General features: G+C 71.3%; 18 protein-coding genes. 6 read left to right on the top strand and 12 right to left on the bottom strand.

Translation table 11 applies throughout. The features are described 5' to 3' along the window. Positions 1-139 precede the first annotated feature (139 nt). On the bottom strand, positions 140-1,045 hold the full coding sequence (gene rsmI / locus ABLI39_RS06005; RefSeq protein WP_502935193.1) for a 16S rRNA (cytidine(1402)-2'-O)-methyltransferase: 906 nt from the start codon (positions 1,043-1,045) through the stop codon (positions 140-142). A gap of 59 nt (positions 1,046-1,104) precedes the next feature. On the opposite strand from rsmI, the gene ABLI39_RS06000 reads away from it, so the two are divergent. Both ABLI39_RS06000 and ABLI39_RS05995 read left to right on the top strand, forming a co-directional pair. Further along, positions 1,105-2,859, top strand: coding sequence for a dolichyl-phosphate-mannose--protein mannosyltransferase (locus ABLI39_RS06000; RefSeq protein WP_349412523.1), 1,755 nt, complete (start codon positions 1,105-1,107; stop codon positions 2,857-2,859). A gap of 62 nt (positions 2,860-2,921) precedes the next feature. Continuing rightward, complete coding sequence (locus ABLI39_RS05995; protein ID WP_349412522.1) at positions 2,922-4,751, top strand: AMP-dependent synthetase/ligase; 1,830 nt, start codon at positions 2,922-2,924, stop codon at positions 4,749-4,751. Positions 4,752-4,841: 90 nt separating this feature from the next. Here ABLI39_RS05995 and ABLI39_RS05990 read toward each other — a convergent pair whose 3' ends face one another. Together ABLI39_RS05990 and ABLI39_RS05985 are read right to left on the bottom strand one after the other, a co-directional pair. After that, entirely contained in the window at positions 4,842-6,137 is a 1,296-nt protein-coding gene (locus ABLI39_RS05990; protein WP_349412521.1) for a TIGR01906 family membrane protein, read from the bottom strand. A gap of 125 nt (positions 6,138-6,262) precedes the next feature. Continuing rightward, positions 6,263-7,255 carry a stage II sporulation protein M gene (locus ABLI39_RS05985; protein WP_349412520.1) on the bottom strand — a complete coding sequence of 331 codons (993 nt, stop codon included), beginning with the start codon at positions 7,253-7,255 and terminating at the stop codon, positions 6,263-6,265. Between the two features lie 93 nt (positions 7,256-7,348). On the opposite strand from ABLI39_RS05985, the gene ABLI39_RS05980 reads away from it, so the two are divergent. Further along, a complete protein-coding gene (locus tag ABLI39_RS05980) occupies positions 7,349-8,155 on the top strand; it encodes an RDD family protein (RefSeq protein ID WP_349412519.1) in 807 nt (268 codons plus the stop codon). Between the two features lie 19 nt (positions 8,156-8,174). Here ABLI39_RS05980 and ABLI39_RS05975 read toward each other — a convergent pair whose 3' ends face one another. The 5 genes from ABLI39_RS05975 to ABLI39_RS05955 form a co-directional block, all read right to left on the bottom strand. Next, the gene (locus ABLI39_RS05975; protein WP_349412518.1) at positions 8,175-9,464 is read right to left on the bottom strand and encodes a L,D-transpeptidase; all 1,290 of its coding nucleotides are present in this window, start codon (positions 9,462-9,464) and stop codon (positions 8,175-8,177) included. A gap of 44 nt (positions 9,465-9,508) precedes the next feature. Further along, positions 9,509-10,732: a L,D-transpeptidase gene (locus ABLI39_RS05970; RefSeq protein WP_349412653.1), complete on the bottom strand. Its 1,224-nt coding sequence runs from the start codon at positions 10,730-10,732 to the stop codon at positions 9,509-9,511. Between the two features lie 148 nt (positions 10,733-10,880). Then, positions 10,881-12,359, bottom strand: a complete 1,479-nt coding sequence (ahcY, locus tag ABLI39_RS05965; protein ID WP_349412517.1) for an adenosylhomocysteinase — start codon at positions 12,357-12,359, stop codon at positions 10,881-10,883. Positions 12,360-12,510: 151 nt separating this feature from the next. Then, complete coding sequence (locus ABLI39_RS05960) at positions 12,511-12,771, bottom strand: Trm112 family protein (RefSeq protein ID WP_349412515.1); 261 nt, start codon at positions 12,769-12,771, stop codon at positions 12,511-12,513. Positions 12,772-12,853: 82 nt separating this feature from the next. Beyond that, complete coding sequence (locus ABLI39_RS05955; protein ID WP_349412514.1) at positions 12,854-13,246, bottom strand: DUF3499 domain-containing protein; 393 nt, start codon at positions 13,244-13,246, stop codon at positions 12,854-12,856. Between the two features lie 188 nt (positions 13,247-13,434). On the opposite strand from ABLI39_RS05955, the gene ABLI39_RS05950 reads away from it, so the two are divergent. After that, positions 13,435-13,935, top strand: coding sequence for a metallopeptidase family protein (locus ABLI39_RS05950; protein ID WP_349412512.1), 501 nt, complete (start codon positions 13,435-13,437; stop codon positions 13,933-13,935). 47 nt (positions 13,936-13,982) lie between these two features. Here ABLI39_RS05950 and ABLI39_RS05945 read toward each other — a convergent pair whose 3' ends face one another. The 3 genes from ABLI39_RS05945 to ABLI39_RS05935 are packed head-to-tail and all read right to left on the bottom strand — an operon-like array spanning position 13,983 to position 19,742. Beyond that, the gene (locus tag ABLI39_RS05945; RefSeq protein WP_502935192.1) at positions 13,983-15,767 is read right to left on the bottom strand and encodes a DUF5719 family protein; all 1,785 of its coding nucleotides are present in this window, start codon (positions 15,765-15,767) and stop codon (positions 13,983-13,985) included. Next, positions 15,760-19,170, bottom strand: a complete 3,411-nt coding sequence (locus tag ABLI39_RS05940; RefSeq protein ID WP_349412511.1) for a glycosyltransferase family 2 protein — start codon at positions 19,168-19,170, stop codon at positions 15,760-15,762. Before ABLI39_RS05940 ends, ABLI39_RS05945 begins: the two co-directional genes overlap by 8 nt. A gap of 29 nt (positions 19,171-19,199) precedes the next feature. Further along, positions 19,200-19,742 carry a WhiB family transcriptional regulator gene (locus ABLI39_RS05935; protein WP_349412510.1) on the bottom strand — a complete coding sequence of 181 codons (543 nt, stop codon included), beginning with the start codon at positions 19,740-19,742 and terminating at the stop codon, positions 19,200-19,202. A 383-nt stretch (positions 19,743-20,125) separates the two neighbouring features. On the opposite strand from ABLI39_RS05935, the gene ABLI39_RS05930 reads away from it, so the two are divergent. Continuing rightward, on the top strand, positions 20,126-20,839 hold the full coding sequence (locus tag ABLI39_RS05930; RefSeq protein WP_349412509.1) for a TIGR03089 family protein: 714 nt from the start codon (positions 20,126-20,128) through the stop codon (positions 20,837-20,839). Between the two features lie 29 nt (positions 20,840-20,868). On the opposite strand, the gene ABLI39_RS05925 is transcribed toward ABLI39_RS05930, so the two are convergent. After that, positions 20,869-21,438 carry a GtrA family protein gene (locus ABLI39_RS05925; RefSeq protein WP_349412508.1) on the bottom strand — a complete coding sequence of 190 codons (570 nt, stop codon included), beginning with the start codon at positions 21,436-21,438 and terminating at the stop codon, positions 20,869-20,871. Between the two features lie 195 nt (positions 21,439-21,633). Here ABLI39_RS05925 and ABLI39_RS05920 point away from each other — a divergent pair, with 195 nt between their 5' ends. Next, positions 21,634-22,830, top strand: coding sequence for a 5-(carboxyamino)imidazole ribonucleotide synthase (locus ABLI39_RS05920; protein ID WP_349412507.1), 1,197 nt, complete (start codon positions 21,634-21,636; stop codon positions 22,828-22,830).

The following is a 22,830-nucleotide window of genomic DNA, read 5'->3' as shown; positions in this document are numbered from 1 at the left end:
CCACGGTACTGCCCGATTCTCGACAGTGTCTACGCGTCTGCGCACTAGCACGCGGCGGTTTCGCTGTGCAGCTGCACAAGGCCGGATGCGGCCCGCCGCCGGGCCCGGTGCGTGCAACGCGGCCGGCGCCGCCGCGGGGTCAGCGTGCGGCGAGAACGGCCGCGTAGAGTTCGCGTTTGCTGACCCGCGCGTCCTCGGCGACGGCGGCGACCGCCTCTTTCAGCCGGATGCCCTGGGCAATGAGCGCGTTGACGGCGGCGACGTGGTCTTCGGGTTTGCCCGGCTCCCGTTCGGGCGCGCCTCCCACCACGACGGCGATCTCGCCGCGGACCTCGTTGTTCTCGGCCCATTCGAGGAGTTCGTGCACGGTCCCGCGGATGACCTCTTCGTAGGTTTTGGTCAGTTCCCGGCAGACGGCCGCGCGCCGATCCGCGCCGAAGCGTTCGTGCAGGGCCCGGAGCATGGGCTCAAGCCGGTGCGGCGCCTCGAAAAACACCATGGTGCGCCGTTCGGCCTCGAGGTCCGCGAGCCGCGAGGCCCGTTCCCCGGCTTTGCGCGGCAGGAAACCCTCAAAGCAGAAGCGGTCCGTGGGCAGCCCGGAGAGGGCGAGCGCCGTCAGCACGGCCGAGGGTCCGGGGACGGCGGTGACGGTGAGCCCGGCGGCGACGGCGCCCTCCACCAGCCGGAAGCCGGGGTCCGAGACCGCGGGCATGCCCGCGTCGGTCACCATGACCAAGGTCTTCCCGGACCGCACCTGGTCCAGGAGTTCGCCGGTCTTGGCCGCCTCATTGTGCTCGTGGTAGCTGATCACCCGGCCGGCCACGGTAATGCCGAGGCTTTGCACCAGCCGGTGCAGCCGCCGGGTGTCCTCGGCGGCGACGATATCCGCCGTCTCCAGCAGCCCAATCAGCCGGGCGGAGGCATCCCCGACGTTGCCGATCGGGGTGGCGGCCAGCACAATCCGGCCCGGACCGGCGGGCGCCCCCGCTGCCGGAACGGCGTCGTCGGGGGCAAGGGAAGGGGAAGTGCTTTGCTCGGGGTCCACCCCACCAGCCTACTGCCGGCCGCCGCGCGGGACCGACGATCCCGGCGGCGAAAGGTAGCATGGGCAACGTGACGCAGACCCCCATGCGGCCTGCCGAGGCCGGTTCAGCCGCATCGGCGCCCGACGACGCCCACCCGGACCGCACCCGCCCCGCCGGAACTCCGGGGCCCGCCAGGCCCGGGCGCAACCTTGAGGGGCACCGCTGGATCAGCCGTCCCGCGGACGGGTTCACGGTCGAGGCGCTCACGCAGCGGCTGGTCGGCGATATCCGCAGCTGGCGGGACTACCCGGCCTCGCTGCGCCTGTGGTTCTGGCTGATCCCCGCCCTGGCCTCGCTGCTAGGCGGGATCCTGCGCTTTGTCCGGCTGGACGCCCCGCACAACCTGGTCTTCGACGAAACCTACTACGTCAAGGACGGCTACTCGCTCTTGGTCAGCGGCTACGAGCGGGCCTGGCCGGACAAGGCTAACGACGCCTTCATCGCGGGCAACCCCGGTGTGCTGCTCGAGACCCCGGAGTACGTGGTCCATCCGCCGGTGGGCAAGTGGATGATCGCCGCCGGGATGTGGCTGTTCGGGCCGGAGAGCTCCTTCGGCTGGCGCTTCGGCGCCGCCCTGACCGGCACCCTGTCCATCTTCCTGCTCGCGCTGATCGCGCAGAAGCTGTTCCGCTCACTCACCCTCGGCGCGGTGGCCGGCGTGCTGCTGGCGGTCGACGGCCACCACCTCGTGATGTCCCGCACCTCGCTGCTGGACATCTTCCTGATGTTCTGGGTCCTGGCCGCCTTCGGCGCGCTGCTGATGGACCGCGACGACGGCCGCCGAAGGCTCGCGGCGCGCCTCGCCCGGCAGGCCGCCGCCTCCCCCGGCGGGGTGCCGTCCCGGCTGCAGCTCGCCGCCGGGCCGTGGCTGGGGATCCGCTGGTGGCGGCTGGCCGCCGGCGTCTGCCTGGGCCTGGCGGTCGGCACCAAATGGTCCGCACTGTTCTTCCTGGCCGGCTTCGGCCTGCTGACGGTCCTCTGGGACCTGAGCGCGCGCCGGATCGCGGGCGTGCACGGCTGGATCACCGGCGGCATCCTCAAGGACGGCCTCCTCGCCTTCCTGAGCATCGTCCCCGTTGCGGCCCTGGTCTACACGGCCACCTGGACCGGCTGGTTCCGCTCCGCCAACGCCTACTTCCGGCACTGGGCCGAGGCCAACCCCTCGGCGGAATGGGGCTGGCTTCCGGATTCGCTCCGCTCGCTGGCGCACTACCACCTGGAGGCGTACAAGTTCCACCAGGGCCTCAACGCGGAGCACCCGTACGAGGCGAGCGCTTGGAGCTGGCTGGTGCTCGGCCGGCCGACGTCGTTCTTCTACGAGTCGCCCAAGCAGGGAACCGGCGGCTGCGAGCTGCCCAGCTGCACCTCGGCCATCCTCTCGGTCGGCAACCCGCTGATCTGGTGGAGCGCGGCCGTCTGCCTCGGCGTGCTGCTGTTCTGGTGGGCGGGCCGCCGCGACTGGCGCGCCGGGGCCATCCTGGCTGCCGTGGGCGCCGGCTACCTGCCCTGGTTCCTTTACCCGGAACGCACCATGTTCTTCTTCTACGCGGTGTCCTTCGAACCATTCCTGGTCCTGGCCCTCACCTACTGCCTGGGCCTGGTGCTGGGCCGGCGCACGGACCCGCTCTGGCGGCGCCGCTCCGGCCTGTTCCTGGTGGCGCTGTTCGTTGTGGCCGCCGTGCTGCTCTCGGCGTTCTTCTACCCCGTGTGGACCGCTGAGCTCATTTCCTACCAGGACTGGCGCTTGCGGATGTGGATGCCGTCCTGGATCTAGGGCAGGATTACTAACGGAGCCCGGGGCCGCCGGGCCCCGGACCGGAACGGGAGACGTGGGTTGTGAGAGAAGCTAGCACCGGGCTGCTTGTGGAGCTGGACCCGGACAGCAATGTGACCGACCTTTTGCTGGAGCAGCACGCCAAGGACCCGGTACACGCGCTGTACTCCCGCAAGTCACCCTCGGGCTGGGCCGACATCCCGGCCCAGCAGTTCCTGGACCAGGTCCGGGCCCTCGCCAAGGGCCTGATCGCCGGCGGACTGGCGCCGGGCGAGACCGTCGCCGTGATGTCCGCCACCCGCCACGAGTGGACCGTGGTGGACTTTGCCATCTGGTTCGCCGGCGGCGTCACGGTCCCGGTCTACGAAACCTCCTCCGCCAGCCAGGTCGAGTGGATCCTGCACGACTCCGGCGCCAGGCGCGTCTTCGTCGAAAACCAGGAGAAGGCCACGCTGGTCCAGGGCGTCCTGGACGGCTCCGGCTTGCTCGGCGACCGGCTGCTCGGCGTCGTCCGGATGGACTACGACGGCGCCGCCCCGAACCTCGCCAGCCTCGCCGCCGCCGGCTCCGGGGTCAGCGACGCCGAGCTGGAGCGGCACCGCTCCGCGGCGGGCCTCGCCGACGTCGCGTCCCTGGTCTACACCTCCGGCACCACCGGCCGGCCCAAGGGCTGCGAAATCACCCACGGCAACTTCGCCCTCGTGGCCAAGAACATCGTCCTGTTCCTGCCCGAGATCCTCCTCCAGCCCAACACCCGGACGCTGATGTTCCTGCCGCTGGCCCACGTCCTGGCCCGCGCCGTACAGGTGATCTGCCTGACCGCCGGCACCACCCTGGGCCACACCTCCAACGCCAAGGAGCTGCTGGAGGACCTCGGTACGTTCAAGCCGACCTTCCTGCTCGTGGTGCCCCGGATCTTCGAGAAGGTCTACGCCGGTGCCGCGCACAAGGCCGCACTGGCCGGCAAGGACCGGCTCTTCGAAGCCGCCGCCGCCGTCGCCGTCGAGTATTCCAAAGCCCTCGACGCCGCCGCCCGCGGCGCCGGCACCGGCCCCGGCTGGGTGCTGCGCGCCAAGCACGGCATCTTCGACCGGCTGCTGTACCCGAAGCTGCGGCAGGCGTTCGGCGGCCGGGTGGGCTACACGGTCTCCGGGGCGAGCCCGCTGAGCGGCCACGACGCGCACTTCTTCCGCGGCGCCGGCATCCCCGTGCTCGAAGGCTACGGGCTGACCGAAACGACGGCGCCGTGCACCGCCAACACCCCCACCCGCACTCGGGTGGGCACCGTGGGGATCCCGGTGCCGGGCACCACCATCAGGATCGCCGACGACGGCGAGATCCTGGTCAAGGGCATCGGTGTCTTCAAGGGCTACCACGCCGACGAGACCGCCAACGCCGAGGCGTTCGTGGACGGCTTCTTCCGCACCGGGGATCTCGGTTCCCTGGACGAGGACGGCTTCCTGACCATCACAGGCCGCAAAAAGGACCTGCTGGTCACCGCCGGCGGCAAGAATGTCGCCCCCGGCCCGCTGGAGGAGAAGATCCGCGAACACCAGCTCGTGGCGCAGGCCGTGGTGGTCGGCGACGGGCGGCCGTTTGTCTCGGCACTGGTCAACCTGGACCCGGAGGGCCTGGAGAACTGGTGTGCGTCCCAGCGGGTTCCCGCGATGGGCACCACCGAGGCGGCCGCCAGCGAGCAGGTCCGGGCCGCCATCCAGGCCGCCATCGACGAGGCCAACACCCTGGTCTCCAAGGCGGAGTCGATCCGCACCTTCGTGGTCCTGGACGCCGACTTCACGGTCGAGTCCGGGCACCTCACGCCGTCCCTGAAGCTCAAGCGCGCCGCCGTGGTGCGGGACTTCGAGGCGCAGATCAACCGCATCTACGGCTAGCGCCCGCGGGGTTTCCCGCGGACGCAAAAGCGGCCGGCACCCTGGGGTGCCGGCCGCTTTCTGCGTTGCTGGTGCTAGGCGCTGCTGGTGCTAGGCGGAACCGTCGCGGCTGGCGGGAGCGCCGGCGCGGTCTGCCGCGGGCGCGTCGACCGGGTCGCGGCCCGTACCGGCGTCGTGGCCGGCGTCCGTGTCCGGGCCGGCCGGGTTTTCCGCCTTGGCGTTCCGGCGCTTGAAGCGGCGGCCCCTGAGCGCAGCGGGGTCCACGGCTCCGGCTTCGGCTTCGCCAGCCTCGGCGCCTGCGGTGGCGGCGGTACGGGGAGGCAGCCCGCGGCGCTTGCGGGTCGGCCAGGTGAGGATCAGGGTGAGGAGCGCCGCGAGCAGGACCAGCGCGCCGATCACAATGCCGGCATCAACCCAGAACTGGCCCGGGAACAGCCGGATGAGGGTGTCCTGCAGCGAGAACGTCCAGGTTCCGTTGGCGAAGAAGACGCGGTGGAACTCGGTGAAGAACTGCTCCCAGCCCAGCACCGCGAGCACGCCCAGGCCGATGATGACCACCAGGGTGGCGATCGATCCGGCAAACAGGCCGCGGCGGACACCGCCGGTGCTGCGGCGGCGCAGGTAGAGGATGGCGACCAGGCTGAACAGCACCAGCAGGGCGCCCGCCCCGAACGCGGAGAGGATAACGAGCTTGACGTCCGCCATGTGGCTGACTTCGCCGTCCTTGAACAGCTTGTCGCCGGCGCGGTTGACGAGCTCGCCCAGGTAGCGCGGGCCGGACCAGTTGCTCAGGTAATCCACCGCGTAGGAGCCGTAGGTCATCCGGTCATCGGTGCTGAAGCCGTAGCCGTCGCCGGGGAAGCCCGGTCGGTTGTACTCCACCCAGAGGAACAGCGGGCTGGTCACGGCGCGCACCGCAAGGACCAGCAGGATGACCGGGAAGAAGACCGCGAGCAGGACCTGCATCACCCGGGGGGCCACCGGCTTGGCGTTGGCGGCCTGTTCGCGTTCGGCGTTGCGGCGCTCCACCTCTTCCCGCGGCGGACGAACCTGCAGCGCCGAGGTGGGCAGCGACTCGTTGAAGCTCTCGCCAGCGGCCGGGCGGCCGGCGGGTTCCGTGCCGGCGGCGGTCCCTGTCGCGGTGGCGGTGCTCTCGGCAGCGGCCCTCCGCTCGGCGCGGCGGCCCTGGCGTTCGCCGGCAACGGGAGCCGCGGACGGGTCCCCGTCCGCCGGCGTCGTGCCGGCGCTCCCGGCGACCGGCGTCGTACCGGCGGCGCGCTGGCCCCCGGCCGGCTTCATCCATTCGAAGGCGGGCTCGTCGGCGTCCTCGGCCGGATCCCGGGGAGGATCCTGCCGGTTCGGAGGGGTGGGACTTTGTTCGGTCACTGCTGCTTCGCTTCCGTAGGCTCTCACGCCGCTGGCCCAAGGGTCCGGCGGCGCCACATCTCTGACTCCGAGCCTACCGTCAGGGCCTGAGCAGCGGCGAGGTGCCACCCCGGGGCCGGGCCGATTCAGGCGGCAATTTCGGTGTATCCGGCGTCCGCGCTGCCGAGGTCCCCACTGGCACCGGCCCGGTGCGCCCGTCCGCCGTACCCGAGCACGTAGGCCCAGTACGCCGCGAGCACTGCGGCGCCGATCGCGATTTTGGCCCACACCGGAAGGTCGCTGGGCGTCACAAAGCCCTCGACCACACCCGAGACCAGCAGCACCAGCACCAGGCCAAGTGCCACGGTGATGAGCGAGCGGCCCTCGAGCGCGAGTGCCTGCGAGCGGCGGCGCGGTCCGGGCGCCACGACGGACCAGAAGATCCGCAGCCCGGCCGCGCAGGCCACGAACACAGCCGTCAGCTCCATCAGGCCGTGCGGAAGGATGTAGCTGAAGAACACGTCGGTTTTGCCGGTCGCGGCGAAGACGCCGGCCGCGACGCCGACGCCCTGGGCATTGCCAATAAGGATCATCGGGACCCAGAACCCCGTGATTCCCAGGGCCACGGCCTGCGCGGCGATCCACGCATTGTTGGTCCAGACCAGTCCGGCGAAGGATGCCGCGGGATTCTCGGAGTAGTAGTTAACAAAGTCGTGGTCCACGTAACGGCGGACCGCAGCGTCCGAGCCCAGGGCGCGGAGAGCCTCCGGCGAGTTGCCGATCCAGAGCGCGTACGCCGCGGCGATCAGGCAGAAGACGAAGCCGCAGCAGAGCGTCAGCCAGCGGATCCGGTACAAGGCGGCGGGCAGCGCGATGACAAAGAACCCGGCGAGGCCGGCCATGAAGTTCGAGCGGGCTCCGGTGAACCGCGTGCGGGCCTGGGCGAGGGTCGCCGACAGCGCCGCCGACAGGGCGCTCTCGGGCGCCACGGAGCGAAGCAGCGAGAGGTCGGCGGAGGCGCCCTGGTAGAGCCGCAGCAGCTCGTCGGCCTCGGCGCCGCTGAGCCTGCGCTGGTGCGCCAGCGCATGCAGCCGTGCCCACTTGTCCCCGTTCACCAGGGAGAACGCCTCGATGTCCACGGCACCACCCTAAGCCCCGGGACGCCGATTAGGCCCGCCCGTTGACCCGGATGATTAGACTGTGCCTGATTGGGCAGACGAGCGGGGGCGGGTTTGAGTTCCATCATCACAGGCGAGGCCGTAGTGCTCGAGCTGCGCCCGGCGTCGTTCGCCGCCCGGGCGCTGGGGCTGCTGCTCGATGTCCTGGTGCACGCCGCCGCGCTCTGGGGCCTCCTCGCGCTGGTGGGCGCCGCCGCACCGGATCTGGACCGCGCCGCCCTGGGCGCCGTGATCACCGTGGCCGTGGTGTTCTGCTTTGTGGTGCTGCCGGTCGCGGTGGAGACCCTCAGCCGCGGGCTGTCGCTCGGCAAGCTCGCCGCCGGGCTGCGGATCGTGCGCGACGACGGCGGTTCCATCCGCTTCCGGCACGCCCTGATCCGGGGGCTGATCGGGTTCCTCGAAATCTACGCAACCGTCGGGGGCCTGGCGGTCGCCGTCGCCCTGTTCAACGGCAAGTCCAAGCGGCTCGGCGACCTGGTGGCCGGCACCTACGCACTGCGGCGCAGGGTCCGGGCCGAGGCGCCCGTCCTGCACCACGTGCCGTTCCAGCTGCAGCCCTGGGCGTCGCTCGCGGACATCGGCCGGATCCCCGACGCCGCGGCGCGCCGCGCCTCGCTGTTCCTGCGCCAGTGCGGGCGGATGGCCCCCGGCTCCAGGGTGGCGATGGCGCAATCACTGGCCTCGGAGCTGGCGGCGCATGTCGCTCCCCCGCCGCCGCCCGGAACGTCTCCGGAGGACTACCTCGCCGCGGTGCTGGGCGAACGGAGCCGGCGGGAGCTCGACCGGCTGCGGCTGACCCGGGAGCGCAGCGCGCGCCTGGGCGCACGGCTGGGCCGGTTGCCCCACGAACGCGGCCGCTGACCGGACGCGGCCGGCGACCTCAGCGTTTGGCGTACTGGGCCCAGGGGATGTTCAAGTCGCCGAAGCCTTCCAGCGGTTCGACGGCGGGCGCGCCGGTATTGAGGGTCTGCACCACGTCACCGGTCTTCATGTTGTTGAAGAACCATTCGGCGTCCGCCGGCAGCAGCCCCACGCAGCCGTGCGAGACATTGACCTTGCCCACCGCGCCCCATGCCGATTCAAGGGCCTGGTGGACGTACACGCCGGAACTGGTGAGGCGGTTGGCGTACTCCACGGTCAGCGGCGGGTAGTAGCCCTTGTCCCCCGGCTTGAGGCCGATGCTGCCGGCGTTGAACTTGGAACTGCGTTCCTGCTCCATAATCACCGCGTACCCGGTGGGTGAGAGCCAGTCGGCGTCCCCCAGCGTGACCGGCGCGGTCTTCACCAGCTGGCCGTCGAAGTAGACGTTCATGGTCTTGGTGCGGTCATCGACCACGGCGAGGCGCTGCTGGCCGACCTTGAAGACGACCTTGGTGTCGGAATTGCCGATCATCTTGTTGCCAAAGTCGACGCCGAAGAGCTTCAGGTCCACGGTGACCTGCGTGTTGGCTGCCCAGAATGCCTCGGGCCGGATCCGGACGCGGCGGTCCGAATACCAGCGCCACGCCACGGCCTGGCCGGACGAGGCCGTGACGGTCACGGCTTTCTCCATCGCGGCCTTGTCCAGCACCGGCTCGCTGAAGACAATCTCGATGGGCTGGCCGGCGCCGACTGTGCTGCCGGCCAGCGGATAGACCGCGGCGTCCGCCTCATTGGCTTTCGCGACGGTGGCGAAGGACTGGTCCTTCTTTGTTTCGCGCCCGGCCTGATCCACGATGGTGAAGCTGTACCGGTACCTGGTGTCGAAATCCAGGGGCTGCTCCGCGGTCCAGGTCGATCCGTCCGGGCTCGTGGTTCCGGGCACCGGCCCGCCGCCGGAATCGGGTTCCAGCACCACGTCCTTGACCACCCCGTTGACGGCCTTGACCGAGGGGAGGGCGGCGGGGTTGACGCCCCGGGCGCCGTCGGTGGGCGACACCCCGAGTTCGACCGGCTTCACCACCGGCGCCGCCAGGCCGGCGACGCTGCGCATCGGCGCGGCCGCCTCCGAGGGCAGGGCGCTGTCGGCCCAGACCGGGGACGTGGCGGCGCCGATCCCGCCCGCGCCGACGGCCAGGCAGAGCCCGACGACGGCCAGCATCTTGCCGGGGCTTCGACCGGCGCTCTGTCCGGCCCTCCGTCCGGCGGCCCTGCCGCCGCGGGTGGTCCGGTCCCCTATTCCGTGCTCCATCGTGTCTTCCCCCAAATTGCCGGCAGGCCAACGGCCCGGACGGCTCAGTTCGCGTACTGGGCCCAGGGGATGTTCCAGTCCCCGTAGCCGTCGTCGTTCGCCGCGTAGTCGCCGTCGGTGTTGACCACCTGGACGACGTCGCCGGCAGTCATGTTGTCGAAAACCCACTGGGCGCCGTCCGGGCCGAGTCCGATGCATCCGTGCGAGAGGTTGGCCTTGCCGATGAACGGCAGGGCGGAGTCCGTGGCCTGGTGGATGAACTCCCCGCTGGGAGTCAGGCGGGTGGCGAAGTTGACGTCCAGTTCGCCGTAGTAGGCGGGGTCGCCGGGCTTGAGTCCAATCGAGGCGGCACTCATGTGCTCCACCCGGTATTTTTCCATCAGCACCAGGTAGCCGCGCGCGGACGGGAACCGGGTGTCGCCCATGGTGGCGGGCCACTCGCCCACCTGCTTGTCATTGATGAAGGCTTTGAACGTGTGGGCGGTGGCGTCGGCGACGGCGACTTTCTTGTCCCCGATGTGCACGGTCACCTTTTTGTTGAAGTTGCCGATCTGCCCCTTGCCGAGATCGACGCCGAACAGCTTCATATCCATCGTGATGGTGCTGTTGGCTGCCCAGAAGCTCTCCGGGCGGTACCGGACCATGGTGTTGCTGAACCAGTGGAAGTCGCCCGTCTGGCCCGCGCTGGAGCTGATCTTGATTGCCTTTTCAACGGCATCACGGTTCAGCACGGGCTCGCTGAAGGTGATCTGCAGCGGCTGCGCGACGCCGACCTTCATGCCGTCCAGCGGGTAGATCGCGGCGTCGGCCTCGTTGGCGGTCGAGACCGTGGTGAAGCTGCGGGTGGTGCTTGTGCTGCGCCCGGCGCCGTCCACGATCGAGTACGTCCAGGTGTAGCGGGTGTTGAATTTGAGCGGCCCGGCGGCGGACCAGGCGGAGCCGTCGGCGCTGAGCGTTCCGTCCACGGCGTCGCCGGCCGCGCTCGTGAGTGCCGCCCGTTCGATCCGGCCGTTGCCCACCTTCAGGGTCGCGGGGGCGGCGGGGTTGACCTGCGTGGCCGCGTCCGCGGGCGCGGCGGTCAGCTGGACCGGGGGCACCACCGGGAAGGCCAGTCCCTGCGTGGACCGCTCCGGGGAGGCTGCCTCGGAGGCGAAGGACGGGTGGGCCAGCGGACCGGCCGCGGCGAAGACTCCGCCGGCGGCTGCCAGGGCACACACCGCGGCCAGCACGGCGGCTTTCCGGCCGGCGCTCCAGCTTTTGGGGGCGATCACGATACTCGGGTCCTTCCAGACGTTACCTTGAAAGCATAAGTGACTTTCCGCCGCGGACCGCCGTCGCGCACGGCACGATCCGGTCACAAAAAGAGGCCCCGGACCGTGACGTCCGGGGCCTCTGGCCGCACACTGGCGGGTGCGGCTAGTAGCGGTAGTGCTCCGGCTTGTAGGGGCCGGCGGCGTCGAGGTCCAGGTACTCGGCCTGTTCCTTGGTCAGCTCGGTGAGCTCCGCGCCGAGGGCGTCCAGGTGCAGCCGGGCCACCTTCTCGTCGAGGATCTTCGGCAGCACGTAGACCTGCTTCTCGTACTCGCGCTCACCCTCGGGCTGGCCCGCCTTGGTGAAGAGTTCGATCTGGGCGATGGTCTGGTTGGCGAAGGAGTTGCTCATCACGAAGGAGGGGTGGCCGGTGGCATTGCCGAGGTTCAGCAGCCGGCCCTCGGAGAGCACAATGATGGACTTCTCCGCGTCCGCGCCCTGGTCGAAGACCCACTCGTGCACCTGGGGCTTGATCTCGACCTTCTTGATGCCGGGGATCCGGGCCAGCCCGGCCATGTCGATCTCATTGTCGAAGTGGCCGATGTTGCCCACGATCGCCTTGTCACGCATCCCGGCCATGTGCTCGGCCATGATGACGTCCTTGTTGCCCGTGGTGGTGATGAAGATGTGGCCCTCGGCCAGGACATTCTCCAGTTTGGCCACCTGGTAGCCGTCCATGGCGGCCTGCAGCGCGCAGATCGGGTCGATTTCGGTGACGATCACCCGCGAGCCCTGGCCGCGGAAGGCCTCCGCGGCGCCCTTGCCGACGTCGCCGTAGCCGCAGACGACGGCGACCTTGCCGCCCATCAGCACGTCGGTGGCGCGGTTGATGCCGTCCGGCAGCGAGTGGCGGATGCCGTACTTGTTGTCGAACTTGCTCTTGGTGACGGAGTCATTGACGTTGATCGCCGGGAACAGCAGCTTGCCCTGCTCGGCGAGCTGGTAGAGGCGGTGCACGCCGGTGGTGGTCTCCTCGGTCACACCGAGCAGGCGCGAGCCGATCCGGGTCCACTTCTGCGGGTCCTGCTGCAGCGAGGCGCGGAGCACGTCGAGGAAGACGCGGCCTTCCTCGGATTCGTCGTCGGCCGCGGCGGGGACGGCGCCCAGGGCTTCGAACTCGGCGCCCTTGTGCACCAGCATGGTGGCGTCTCCGCCGTCGTCGAGGATCATGTTCGGGCCGAGGTCCGGGTTGCTGTCCGCGCCGGGCCAGGTCAGGATCTGCTCGGCGGTCCACCAGTATTCCTCGAGCGTCTCGCCCTTCCAGGCGAACACCGGGACACCCTGGGGGTCCTCGACGGTCCCCTGGCCGACCACGACGGCGGCGGCGGCTTCGTCCTGGGTGGAGAAGATGTTGCAGGAGGCCCAGCGGACCTCGGCGCCGAGGGCGGTGAGGGTCTCGATCAGCACGGCCGTCTGGACGGTCATGTGCAGGGACCCGGCGATCCGGGCGCCCTTGAGCGGCTGGCTGGCGCCGAATTCATCGCGCAGGGACATCAGGCCCGGCATCTCATGCTCGGCGAGGCGGATCTGGTGCCGGCCGGCTTCGGCCAGGGAGATGTCGGCAATTTTGTAATCGAAGGTCATGGGGATCCTTTGTGGTAGCCGGAGTGGAGCTGAAGGGACTGCAGGTGGTTCGGCGCCGGGGCGCCCGCCGATGGGCGCTGGCGCGAATTTCCGCGGCCGCTTCGGTCGCAGCGGCGCCGCTGTTGCGCGGCGGGGCTGTTGCGCGGGCGGGCTATTTCGCGGCGTGGCGCCCGCCGTTGTGCTGGCCGCCGTCGTGCTGGTCGGAGCGGGCCGAGGTGGCGGCGGCGAGCAGTTCCGGCGGCAGCAGCAGCGGGATTCCGTCCTCGATCGTGTACCGGAGCGTCTGCCCGTCCACGTTCGGGCTCGTGGCGACGAGCTCCTCGCCTTCCTGCACCAGGGCCGAGCCCGTAACGGGACAGCGCAGGACAGACAGCAGCTCGGGACTGATCAGTGGCGTGGTAAAACCTGGCATGGTGAAGGCTCCCTGGGTGCGACGCAGCAGGCGCCGGTGGCGTACGGAAATTTCAGTTCCCAGCCTACCGCCAGTTCGCGGCTCAGGAGGGTTCACGCAGGACGCGCAGGTGCCCGCGGCGGGTACCCTCGGCGGCGGCCGGGGCTTCGAGTGCCGGATGCGGACTCCGCTGCCCGGGGGCGGGCTCCGCCGCTGTGGGCCGGGCCGCGGCGGCCTCGCGGACGGCGTGCGCCAGGGCCAGCAGGTCATCGGGCCCGGGGCCGGCCGGGGTGGCGGGCATCGCGAGCCGCAGGACTTCCCAGCCGCGCGGCACGGTCAGCGACGAGGCGTGCTGCTCGCAGAGGTCATAGCAGTGCGGTTCGGCGTAGGTGGCCAGCGGGCCGAGGACGGCCGTGGAATCGGCGTAAACGTACGTCAAAGTCGCCACCGCCGAATTACGGCAGGCGGACCTTGAACACTGACGAATTGCACCCACGACATCACAGACTACTCCCCCTGGCCCCGGCACCGCGCATTGAAACGCCCCTTCCGGCCCGGGCGCCGCCCGGGGTGCGGTGGCGGGCGCCGCCCGGGAGGGCCGCGGACGGCCGCGGTGGGCGGCCGCGGTGGGGCGCCCCGGCCCGCCGTCTCGCAGAAATCAGGCGCCGGGTTTAGAGTCAAGATATGCAGTCATCGCACCATGTTCCCGGCTTTACGGTCCGGTTGGCTGACCCCGCCGCCGGCGGCACCGCCACGGCCAGGGGCTTCCGGCAACGCCGCCGGAACCGGCATGGCCGCGGCCTCCGCGGCGAGCTGATGCTCCCCACATTGCCCGGGTACCGGACCCGTTCGGACCGTTTTGATGACTTTGTCCTGGATTCAGCCCAGCGCCTGCATGACATCTGGGGCAAACCGCTGGACGGCGTCCGCTTCGCTGTGGAGGAAATTCCGCCGGGACTCGAGCAGCTCGTGGCCGACGGCACGCCCGCGCCAATGGGCAGCTACTCCCCGGCGACGGCGGAGGACGGCCCGGTGATCACGCTCTACCGGAGGGTCGTGGAGCAGGCCTGCGGCAGCCGCGAGGAGCTCCAGGACCTTGTGCACGATGTCGTGGTGGAGCGTACCGCGGAGATGCTGGGCGTCCCGCCGGAGTCCCTGGACCCGGTCTACCGCCGCCGTTACTAGCGCCGCCCGCCGGGGGCCGGGACCCGGCCGGCCTCTGGCCGGACGGGCTAATAGCCCAGGATAACGGGAACCTGTTCCTGCCCGGCCGCACCGGGCGCCACCGGGATGCTCGAAACGTCGGCCTTGTTGTCCTCTTCGAGCAGGACGGCCCCGTAGGCCGCGCCGCCCGCCGCCGACACAAGGTAGCCCACCAGCGGGGAGCCCTCCACGTCGGCAGGGACCTTGACAGTGGTGGTGGTTCCGCCTGCAATGTCGGCGGTGGCCGCGGCGCGGACCTTGCCGTCCGCGGTGACCGGGGCGTAGGAGATCGTGGCGCGACCCTCCGGCGCGCCGAACACCAGGGACCGGGCGCCGGTGGCGGGCACCGGGACCACGTGCTGGCTTCCGAGCCGGGCCGACGAGGGCGCCCACGCGAAGTCCGCGGCATCCTCGGCCTTGAGCCCGCGGGTGACGCGGACGGCGGCGGCAAAGGACACATCGGAACTGGCCGCGAGCGTGTAGTGGCCGGCCGGAACCCCCGCGAGCGAGACTTCCGTGACGGCGCCCGCCTTGGCGGTGACGACGCCGCCGCCGGGAAGGGGCTTCTGGCCGTCGCGGCCGAACAGTTTCACTTCCACCACGGCGTCAGCGGCGCCCGGGACGGTGATCTGCAGGGCCGGCTTGGCGTCGGCGAAGCCCGGTTTGGCGGCCAGCGCGGCCAGCGCGGCCGGGTCCTGCAGGTCAAGGCCCGCGACGGCCTGCCTGGTGGCGGGGGCCGTTCCGGGCGAAATGAAGTCCACGCCCCCGGCGGTCAGTCCGCGGAGCACACTTTGCGCGATGACGGCGGCGACCGGTCCGCCGGTGCTGCGCACCCGCACGCTGAGCTGCTCCTGCCCAGGAGCCAGGCCGGCGAGGATCACGGAGCGCGTGCTGCCCGGTGCCACCAGCAGACCGCGGCTGCCCGGCGCCTGGATCGGCCCCTTGGCGCCGTACAGATCGAGGCTGACGGTGGCAGGGGTACCGGAGGCGTTGCTGAGGTTGAGCACCGCGGTCCGGCCGACGGCGGTGTTCGCCCCGACCAGCCAGAGGTCGTTGGCCGGACGCTGGCAGGCGGCGGCGGCGGTGCCGCGCAGGTCGCCGTCGGCGGCGGTGTAGCTCATCACGGCCCCGGCGGACGGCTGCTGGTTTCCCTGCGCATCGGCGCTGAGCACGGTGACGGCGTCGACGGCGCGCTGCGGCACCACCCCGGCACGCAGCGCGGGGGCGGCCGGCGTGGGGCTGGGCGCCGCGGACGCGGCAGCGGGCTTGGCCAGTTCCACCAGCGGGCTGCCGGTGAGCGCTGCCAGGCGGCTTCCGGGAAGGACGCCGGCGCCGGAGCTGAGCACAACGGCGTTGACTGCGCTCTTGGCGGTGGCCGATTCCGGGCTGAACTGCGGATCGGTGCCCACGGGCGCGCCCTCAAGCAGCCGGGCGGGTCCCGGGCAGATGCCCACGCTGTTCCCGGCGGGCACTGCGGCCAGGGGCGCCTCGAGCGCCCTGCTTCCGGGGCTCTGCGGGGACAGAGCCGACGCCGCGACGAGGCCGCCGCCGGCCGCGGCCAGCAGCGCGGCGGCGAGGACCCCGCCGACGGCCCCCGAGAGGCCCTTCAGCCGGGCCAGGGCCGGAACGGGGGTGGCGGCCCGGCGCATGTCGCCGCCGCGTCCGTGCCTGTCCCGTTTGCCCTGCTCCGCCGCGGCCGGCTCGGCCGGGGCGGGTGCCTCCGCGGGCGTTGCGCGCTGGTTCCCGTTCGCGCTCGCGTTCGGGTTCGCGTTCGGGTTCTCGTTCGCGTTCTCGTTCGCGTTCTCGTCATGCATGCTGGTGTTCCTTACGCAGCGAGCCTTCGTCCCTGGAGAGCCCGGTGTTCGGGCGGCGGGCGGGCATCGGGATGGCGAGCAGGACGGTCAGTCCGATCACGACGGCCTGGCCGATTCCGGTCCACAGCGCCCACGGGTTTTCGTAGCGGATGCTGAGCTTGCCGCCCTGGGCCGGCAGGGTGAACGCCTGGGCCCAGTCCGAGGAGGTGGCGGTCAGGCGCCGGCCGTCCACCCAGGCGCTCCAGCCCGGGTCGGAACGTTCGGCGAGGACCACCAGGCGGCCTTCCGGCCCGGCGGGCACGGCGGCCTCGGCCGAGACGGCCTCCGACGGCAGCAGCCCGACGGTCGCTCCCGCGCCGTCGACAATCCGGACGCGGTGCGCGACGTCGGCGGCGTTGATCACCGGCTGGTTCAGCGGGCTGATCCGCCACAGCCAGCCGGCATCGGTCTGACCCACGGCCACGAGGCCCGGGACCGCGTCCATCCGGCTGGCGGTCAGCTGCGCCGCACTGTCGGCGGCCTCCAGCACCACGAACCCGACGCCGAGCTGCTCCAGCTGCCCGCGGGGGTCGACCCCCTGGCCGGCGACGATGGTGGCAACCACCCGGCGCAACATCGCGGCCACGGCGTCGTCGTCGCGCACTGATTCCTCGCCGGGCGCTCCGATGACGGTGCGGGCGGAGGCAACGGCGGAGAGGCTGTCCAGCCGCGTGCCGGCGCCGCGCATCAGCGAAGCCGCGAAGGCGCCGTTTTCCCGGGCGGTGATGACCAGCGTCCGGGCCTGTTCCGGGCCCTCGGCCCGGTCGATGGCCGTCGCCGGCAGCGTGCGGGCCTTGCCGGCCTGGACCAGCCGGCGGGTGCCCAGCTCCCCGGCGGCGGCCGTGCCGGCCGTGCCGGTTCCCGTGCCGGGGTCCGGGACGCTGGCGCCTGCCGCGGCCGTGGGCGCGGGTGCGGCGGACGGGACGGTCTGGAGCACGTTGTGCGCGGCCCAGGCGGTGAGCCCGGCCAGCGGGCCGGCGAGCAGCAACACCATGGCGGTGACGGCGGTGCCGCGGACCAGGATCTTGCGGTACAGCACGTTGCGGCCCGGCGCGGCCGCCGACATGGCGTCGGCTGCGTCGAGCAGGGCCTCGGCGCCGAGCAGGGCGGCTCCAAGCAAGGTGAACGCCGCGGCGGAGACGGCCGGGCCGGTGAACGGGGTGACCAAGACCTCGGCGCTGGCGCCGGTCGCGACGTGACCGGCCAGCCAGCCCCCGGCCAGCATCAGCGTGCCGGCGGCCCAGAGGCAGCGGGCCAGCCGGGGCCGCCGGCCGGCCGCGTTCCGGCCGGGGAGGAAGAGGGCCACCAGGGCCAGCAGCAGCACGGGCAGGCCGAGCAGCAGGGCCAGCAACAGGGCCCACGGCACGGCCCCCGGTCCGAAGGCGGCCAGCCCGGCGAGGCCGGCGCCGGCGTCGAAGCGCAGCGGCTGGCCGAGCGCCTGCTGCCAGAGCGGAGCGGCGTCGAAACCCAGCGGCAGGCCGGGATCGGCCAGCAGGGCGCGGGGCCGGTCCAGGACGGAGAGGGCGAAGGGAACGAACAGGGCCAGGCTGGGCAGCAGCGACCACCAGACGGTGCGGCCGCGGCGGCCCAGCAGCACGCCGCAGAGTGCAACGACGGCGACGGCGGGCAGCAGCAGCGACGGCGCCCCCGCGGTAACGACGGCCAGCGCCAGTCCGGCGGCGGCCGCAGCGGTCCAGGACGGGGTTCCGTTGATGCCGGGTTTGGCCGGAGGTTTCTCGGTGAAGCGCCGCTCCCCCGGGCCCGGGACGGCAAAACGTCCGCGGCCGGGCACCGAGCCGGTGGCGCGCAGCAGGGCCAGGACCAGCAGCGGCATCATCACATGTGCAACAAGCGGGCCGAGGCGGCCCTGGTTGAGGGCCACCTGCAGGGCCGGCGCGCCCGCCCAAAGCAGCGCGGCCGCAAGCCGGAGCCGGCGCCGCTGGGTCAGTGCCCCGGCGGCGAACCAGGCACCCAGCGCGGACAGCGGCATCGCCAGGACCAGCAGCCACACCACGGCGCCGTTGACGTTCCCTGCCCCCAGGACGCCGAGCAGCCACAGCACGTAGCCGAAGGGGTCGCCGTGGCCCGGGAGCCCGGCACCGAGCGCGATCCACCAGCCCGAGGCATGGTCCCAGATCTCGCCCAGGCGGGCCGAGACCGGCATCAGCGCGCCGCCGGTGACGGCGTCGGCCCGGAACAGGTTCAGCAGGCCGACGAGGGAGGCCGCGGCGGTGACCAGCAGCGCCAGCAGCGCCCCGTTGCCCACCCAGGCGCGCCCGGTGGTGCTGAGCGCGGCGAAATCGTCGGTGGCGTCCCCACTGGGCTGGTCAGCCAGCGGATCGTGCCCGGAAGGCTCGGAATCGTCGGACCCGATGGCCTCCATCAGGGAGCGGCGGTGGGCCCAGACCTCGCGGCGGGGCGTCTGCAGGCCCTTGATCACGGAGCGCCGGATGCGCCGGGTGCGGGCCGCGTTGCGGCGGCCGCGGAGCACGGCGGCGGGCCGGCCCAGCGCCGCGAGCGTGGCCAGCAGCTGGGAGAACCCGTGGCCGGGGTCCTTGACGGCGATGCTGAGGACAAGTTTGAAGAGGCTGCCCAGGAGGGCGCCCACGGCGTGCAGCGGCACCTTCCACGCCGGGGCGTGCTTGAGCCGCAGGTGGACCTGGGCCTTGCGCGCCGCCGTCGCGGTCCCCAGGGCGTGCGGCCGGTGCGAAACGTGGAACATCCGGGCGCTCGGGACCACCACCACGCGGTGGCCGGCGAGCCGGTTGCGCCAGCAGAAGTCGACGTCGTCCCCGCTGCCGGGCAGGGCCGGGTCGAAGCCCCGGAGCTCCTCCCAGACGTCGCGGCGGACCAGCATGCCGGCGGAGTTGACGGCGAAGGTGTCGCTGCGGCCGTCGTACTGGCCCTGGTCGAGTTCGTCCGCCTCGATCAGGGTCAGGCGCTCGGCCCACCGGCTGGTGGAAAGCCCGACGTCGATCAGCCGGCGCCCGGCGTGCCAGTCGAGCTGCTTGCAGCCCGCCACGGTCACCGAGGGCGCGCGCTCAACGGCATGCAGTAGTTCGGCGAGGGCCTCGGGGGCCGGAGCGGCGTCGTCGTGCAGCAGCCAGATCCATTCGGCGGCCGGGTCACCGGAACCGCCCCGGGGCGCGAGCTCCTTGAGGGCGGCCTGGACGGCTCCGCCCATGCCGGTCCTGGCCTGCTCGAAAACGGTGACGCTGGACGTGCCGAGCGCCTGGCCCAGCAGCGCCGCCGAATGGTCGCGGGATCCGGTGTCGACCCCGATGACCGCGTCCGCCGGCCGCGTTTGCGCCGCCAAAGCCGCCAGGGTCCTGGGGAGATAGTCACCGCCGTTGTGGGCGACCACAACGGCGGTGACTTGTACTTCCTGAAGAATTAGACTGCCCGCTTCCTAAGCCGGCGGCGTTCCCGCTCGGAGAGGCCGCCCCAGATGCCGAAGCGCTCGTCATTGGACAAGGCATACTCCAGGCACTGCGAGCGGACGTTGCAGGCGCCGCAGACCTTCTTGGCGTCGCGGGTGGAGCCGCCCTTTTCCGGGAAAAAGGCCTCCGGGTCGGTCTGCGCGCAGAGCGCGTCCGTCTGCCATCCCAGTTCGCCTTCATCGTCGAAGTCCTGCCGGGGCGGCAACCCGATCCACACCGGCTGGGCGGCGCTTCCGGAGTGCAGGGTCTGCAACTCCATCGGAGGGTCAAGCGGATCGTCCTGCTCCGGGCTGCCCGCCAGAAGCGCTTCGTGGGCTGCGAGGAAGGCCGTGGCCTGGTCCTGCAGGGAATCCTGGGTGTGTTCGTTGTACCGCTCCGCGGCGTCCGGATCGGCCGGGTCGACGTACCAGTCGCTCGGCACTCCGCGTGAACGGTATTTCGCCGTCGCCTGGCCGGCGACGACTTCATCTTCATGGATACGCTCTGCAAGCCCCATTGGCGTTCCCTCTCTGATTTTGCAGCCCCTGCCTGACCCTCGGACACTCGGTTGTGTGCCGGCTGTTGCGCAGTGGCTTTCGATACCTAATTACACGCGTGTAAGTATCCGGGAGTCAAGCCGCAGCGGAGATAATAATCAACTTTCGTCGGATTGCAGGGGCACGCCACGCCCGGGATTTTTCGGGCCCCTTGTCGGCCAGGGGCCGGAATTGACAGCATACTGAGCACTTTCTTGCGCTTTTCCTGCGATCGCACTGGGATTCTCTTGCGTTTTCGGCGATTTTGCGCTCCCGCCCTCCACCGCGGCGCGTCGGTCCCCCGCCTCTCGGCCGGCCGGCCGTGACAGAGATCACGCCAGGACCGCCGTGGCAAGATGAACGCATGAGCATCCCGGCAATCGACCTGATGACAGCCCTGCGTTCGGGCCAGTCCACCTCCCCCCGGCTGACCTGGTACGGCCCCGACGCCGAGCGGGTGGAACTCTCCGGCCGGGTGCTGGACAACTGGGTCGCCAAGACCAGCAACCTTCTCCAGGACGAACTGGATGCCGAACCCGGGACGCGGCTCCGGCTGGACCTGCCGGCGCACTGGAAATCCGTGGTGCTCGCCCTGGCCGCCTGGCAGCTGGGCATGGAGGTGGTGCTCGACGCCGCCGCCGCCGAGCTGATCGCGACCGCGGACCCCGGTCCGGCGGCCGCCGGAGGGGGCTTCGAAACGGTGATGGCGGTGGCGCTGCCTGCCCTGGCGATGCGGTGGCCGGGCAGCCTGCCCTCCGGCGTGGTCGACTATGCCGCCGAGATCCGCTCGCATGGCGACGTCTTTATGCCCCATGTGGATCCGGAACCGGGGCGCCCGGCCGTGCGGGACGCCGCCGGCTCCGTGCACACCCATGCCGGCCTGCTGGCCGGCTTCGCCGCGGCAGACGGCACCCCGAAGGAGGGTCCGCGCCTGCTCGTCCGGGCGGCGGACGGCCTCGAACCGGTCCTGGCCCAGGCCCTCGGCGCGTGGGCGGCCGACGGCTCGGTGGTGCTGGTGCACCCGGAGGTCGCGGTCACGGAGCGGCTGCTGGGCGACGAACGCGTCAGCCGGAGCTGACCCGGACGTCCTGACCCGGACCGGCCGGATTAGCGGCGTTCGGAGTCGGTGCCGGGAACGTCGGGGTCCTGGGCCGTCCCGGGAACCTTGACCGGCGCGGGGCCGTGCGCGTGCCGTTCAATGATCTCGTGGTCGTGGGAGAAGTCCGGCTCGTCGTCGAGTTCCTTGTTGAAGACGAGGAAGCGGTAGGCGAAGAACCGCACGACGGTGGCGACGAGGATACCGACGACGCCGGCGAAGAACAGCATGTTCTTGTCCGTGATCCCCATGCCGTACTTGGCGAGGGCGGTGAGGCCGGTGGAGATGCCGATGCCGATGCCGTTGATGAGGACGAACATCGCGAACTCGCGCAGCACGTTTTCCTGCCTCCGGTGGCGGAACGTCCAGAAGCGGTTCGCGATCCAGGAGAAGATCGTGGCGACGGTCGCGCCGACGAAGCGGGCCTTGGCCTCGCTGTCGGACATGGCGCCGTGCATCAGGTAGTACGTCAGGCCGTTGTCGATGACGAAGGCGACACCGCCGACGGCGCCGAACTTCGCCACTTCGCGCCAGAAGAGCGATGCGAGCCCGCGCGCACGATCTGCAAGTGTGTTAATCATGACCCTCCGTGGCCCTCGTGAATCTGTCAGCCATCCGGCCAACGGCCCATTTTAGCGCCGTTTCCCGGGTATGCGCCCCGGCCGGCGCCAATAAGGGCAGCGCACCCCCCGCAAACCGCGCCGAAAAAGGCGCCGTTTCGTCGGCCCGGGCGCGCGGGGGCCGGTTCTGCGCAGGTTTTCGGTAGGCTGGGAGATGTGACTTTTCCTGTAATCGGTGTGGTTGGCGGCGGCCAGCTAGCCCGCATGATGGCCCCAGCCGCCACCGCACTCGGCTTCGAACTCCGTGTCCTGGCCGAGGGCGAGGACGTCTCCGCTGTCGCGGCCGTGGCCAAGGCCCCGGTCGGCGACTACACCGACCTGGACCACCTGCTGGAGTTCTCCCGCGGGCTGGACGTGCTGACCTTCGACCACGAGCATGTCCCCACCGGGCACCTGCGCGCGCTGATCGAGGCCGGCGTCAACGTCCACCCTGGCCCGGACGCGCTGGTCAACGCGCAGGACAAACTGGTGATGCGTGCCGCGATCGACCGGCTGGAGCTGCCCAACCCGCGCTGGGCCGCCGTCGACGACGTCGAGGCCCTGGTTGCCTTCGGCGACGAGGCAGGCTGGCCCGTGGTGCTCAAGACGCCCCGCGGCGGCTACGACGGCAAGGGGGTGCGGATCGTCGCCTCCGCCGCGGACGCCGCGGCGTCCGCGGACTGGTTCGCGGCCATGTCCCCGCTCCTGGCCGAGGCCAAGGTGGAGTTCAGCCGTGAACTCTCGGCCATGGTGGCCCGCACGCCCGGCGGAGAATCCCGGGCCTGGCCCGTGGTGCACACGATCCAGGTCGACGGCGTCTGCGACGAGGTGATCGCCCCGGCCCTGGACATTCCGCTGGAGGTCGCCGCCGCCGCCGAGGACGCTGCGCTGCGGATCGCCAACGAACTTGGGGTCACCGGCGTGATGGCCGTGGAAATGTTCGAGACCCCCGGCGTCGGTGCCGGCTTCCTGATCAACGAACTCGCCATGCGCCCGCACAACACCGGCCACTGGACCCAGGACGGCTCGGTCACAAGCCAGTTCGAACAGCACCTGCGCGCCATCCTGAACCTGCCCCTGGGCGCCACCGACCTGCTCGGGCCCGTGGTGGTCATGAAGAACTTCCTCGGCGGAGCGAACCAGAACCTGTTCTCCGCGTACCCCGCGGCCCTCGCCAGCGAACCGGCCGCCAAGGTCCACTGCTACGGCAAGGCCGTACGCCCGGGCCGCAAGATCGGCCACGTCAACCTCGTCGGCGGCTCGGCGGCCGACGTCGATTCCGTCCGGCACCGGGCCGGCACCGTTGCCAACATCATCCGGGACGGGCGGGCCCAGGCCGGCGCTGCCCCGGGAACCACCGAGGAGACCGCGTGA

Origin of the sequence: Pseudarthrobacter sp. B907, from assembly GCF_040137805.1 — a bacterium.
Taxonomy (GTDB): domain Bacteria; phylum Actinomycetota; class Actinomycetes; order Actinomycetales; family Micrococcaceae; genus Arthrobacter.
This window is presented reverse-complemented; position numbering and strand designations above follow the sequence as displayed.

What these genes read in the sequence shown, in the direction of transcription:
- ABLI39_RS06000 (WP_349412523.1), top strand. Translation starts at nt 1,105, where the DNA reads ATGGGCAACGTGACGCAGACCCCCATGCGGCCTGCCGAGGCCGGTTCA.
- ABLI39_RS05975 (WP_349412518.1), bottom strand. Translation starts at nt 9,464, where the DNA reads ATGGAGCACGGAATAGGGGACCGGACCACCCGCGGCGGCAGGGCCGCC.
- ahcY (WP_349412517.1), bottom strand. Translation starts at nt 12,359, where the DNA reads ATGACCTTCGATTACAAAATTGCCGACATCTCCCTGGCCGAAGCCGGC.
- ABLI39_RS05960 (WP_349412515.1), bottom strand. Translation starts at nt 12,771, where the DNA reads ATGCCAGGTTTTACCACGCCACTGATCAGTCCCGAGCTGCTGTCTGTC.
- ABLI39_RS05950 (WP_349412512.1), top strand. Translation starts at nt 13,435, where the DNA reads ATGCAGTCATCGCACCATGTTCCCGGCTTTACGGTCCGGTTGGCTGAC.
- ABLI39_RS05945 (WP_502935192.1), bottom strand. Translation starts at nt 15,767, where the DNA reads ATGCATGACGAGAACGCGAACGAGAACGCGAACGAGAACCCGAACGCG.
- ABLI39_RS05935 (WP_349412510.1), bottom strand. Translation starts at nt 19,742, where the DNA reads ATGGGGCTTGCAGAGCGTATCCATGAAGATGAAGTCGTCGCCGGCCAG.
- ABLI39_RS05930 (WP_349412509.1), top strand. Translation starts at nt 20,126, where the DNA reads ATGAGCATCCCGGCAATCGACCTGATGACAGCCCTGCGTTCGGGCCAG.
- ABLI39_RS05925 (WP_349412508.1), bottom strand. Translation starts at nt 21,438, where the DNA reads ATGATTAACACACTTGCAGATCGTGCGCGCGGGCTCGCATCGCTCTTC.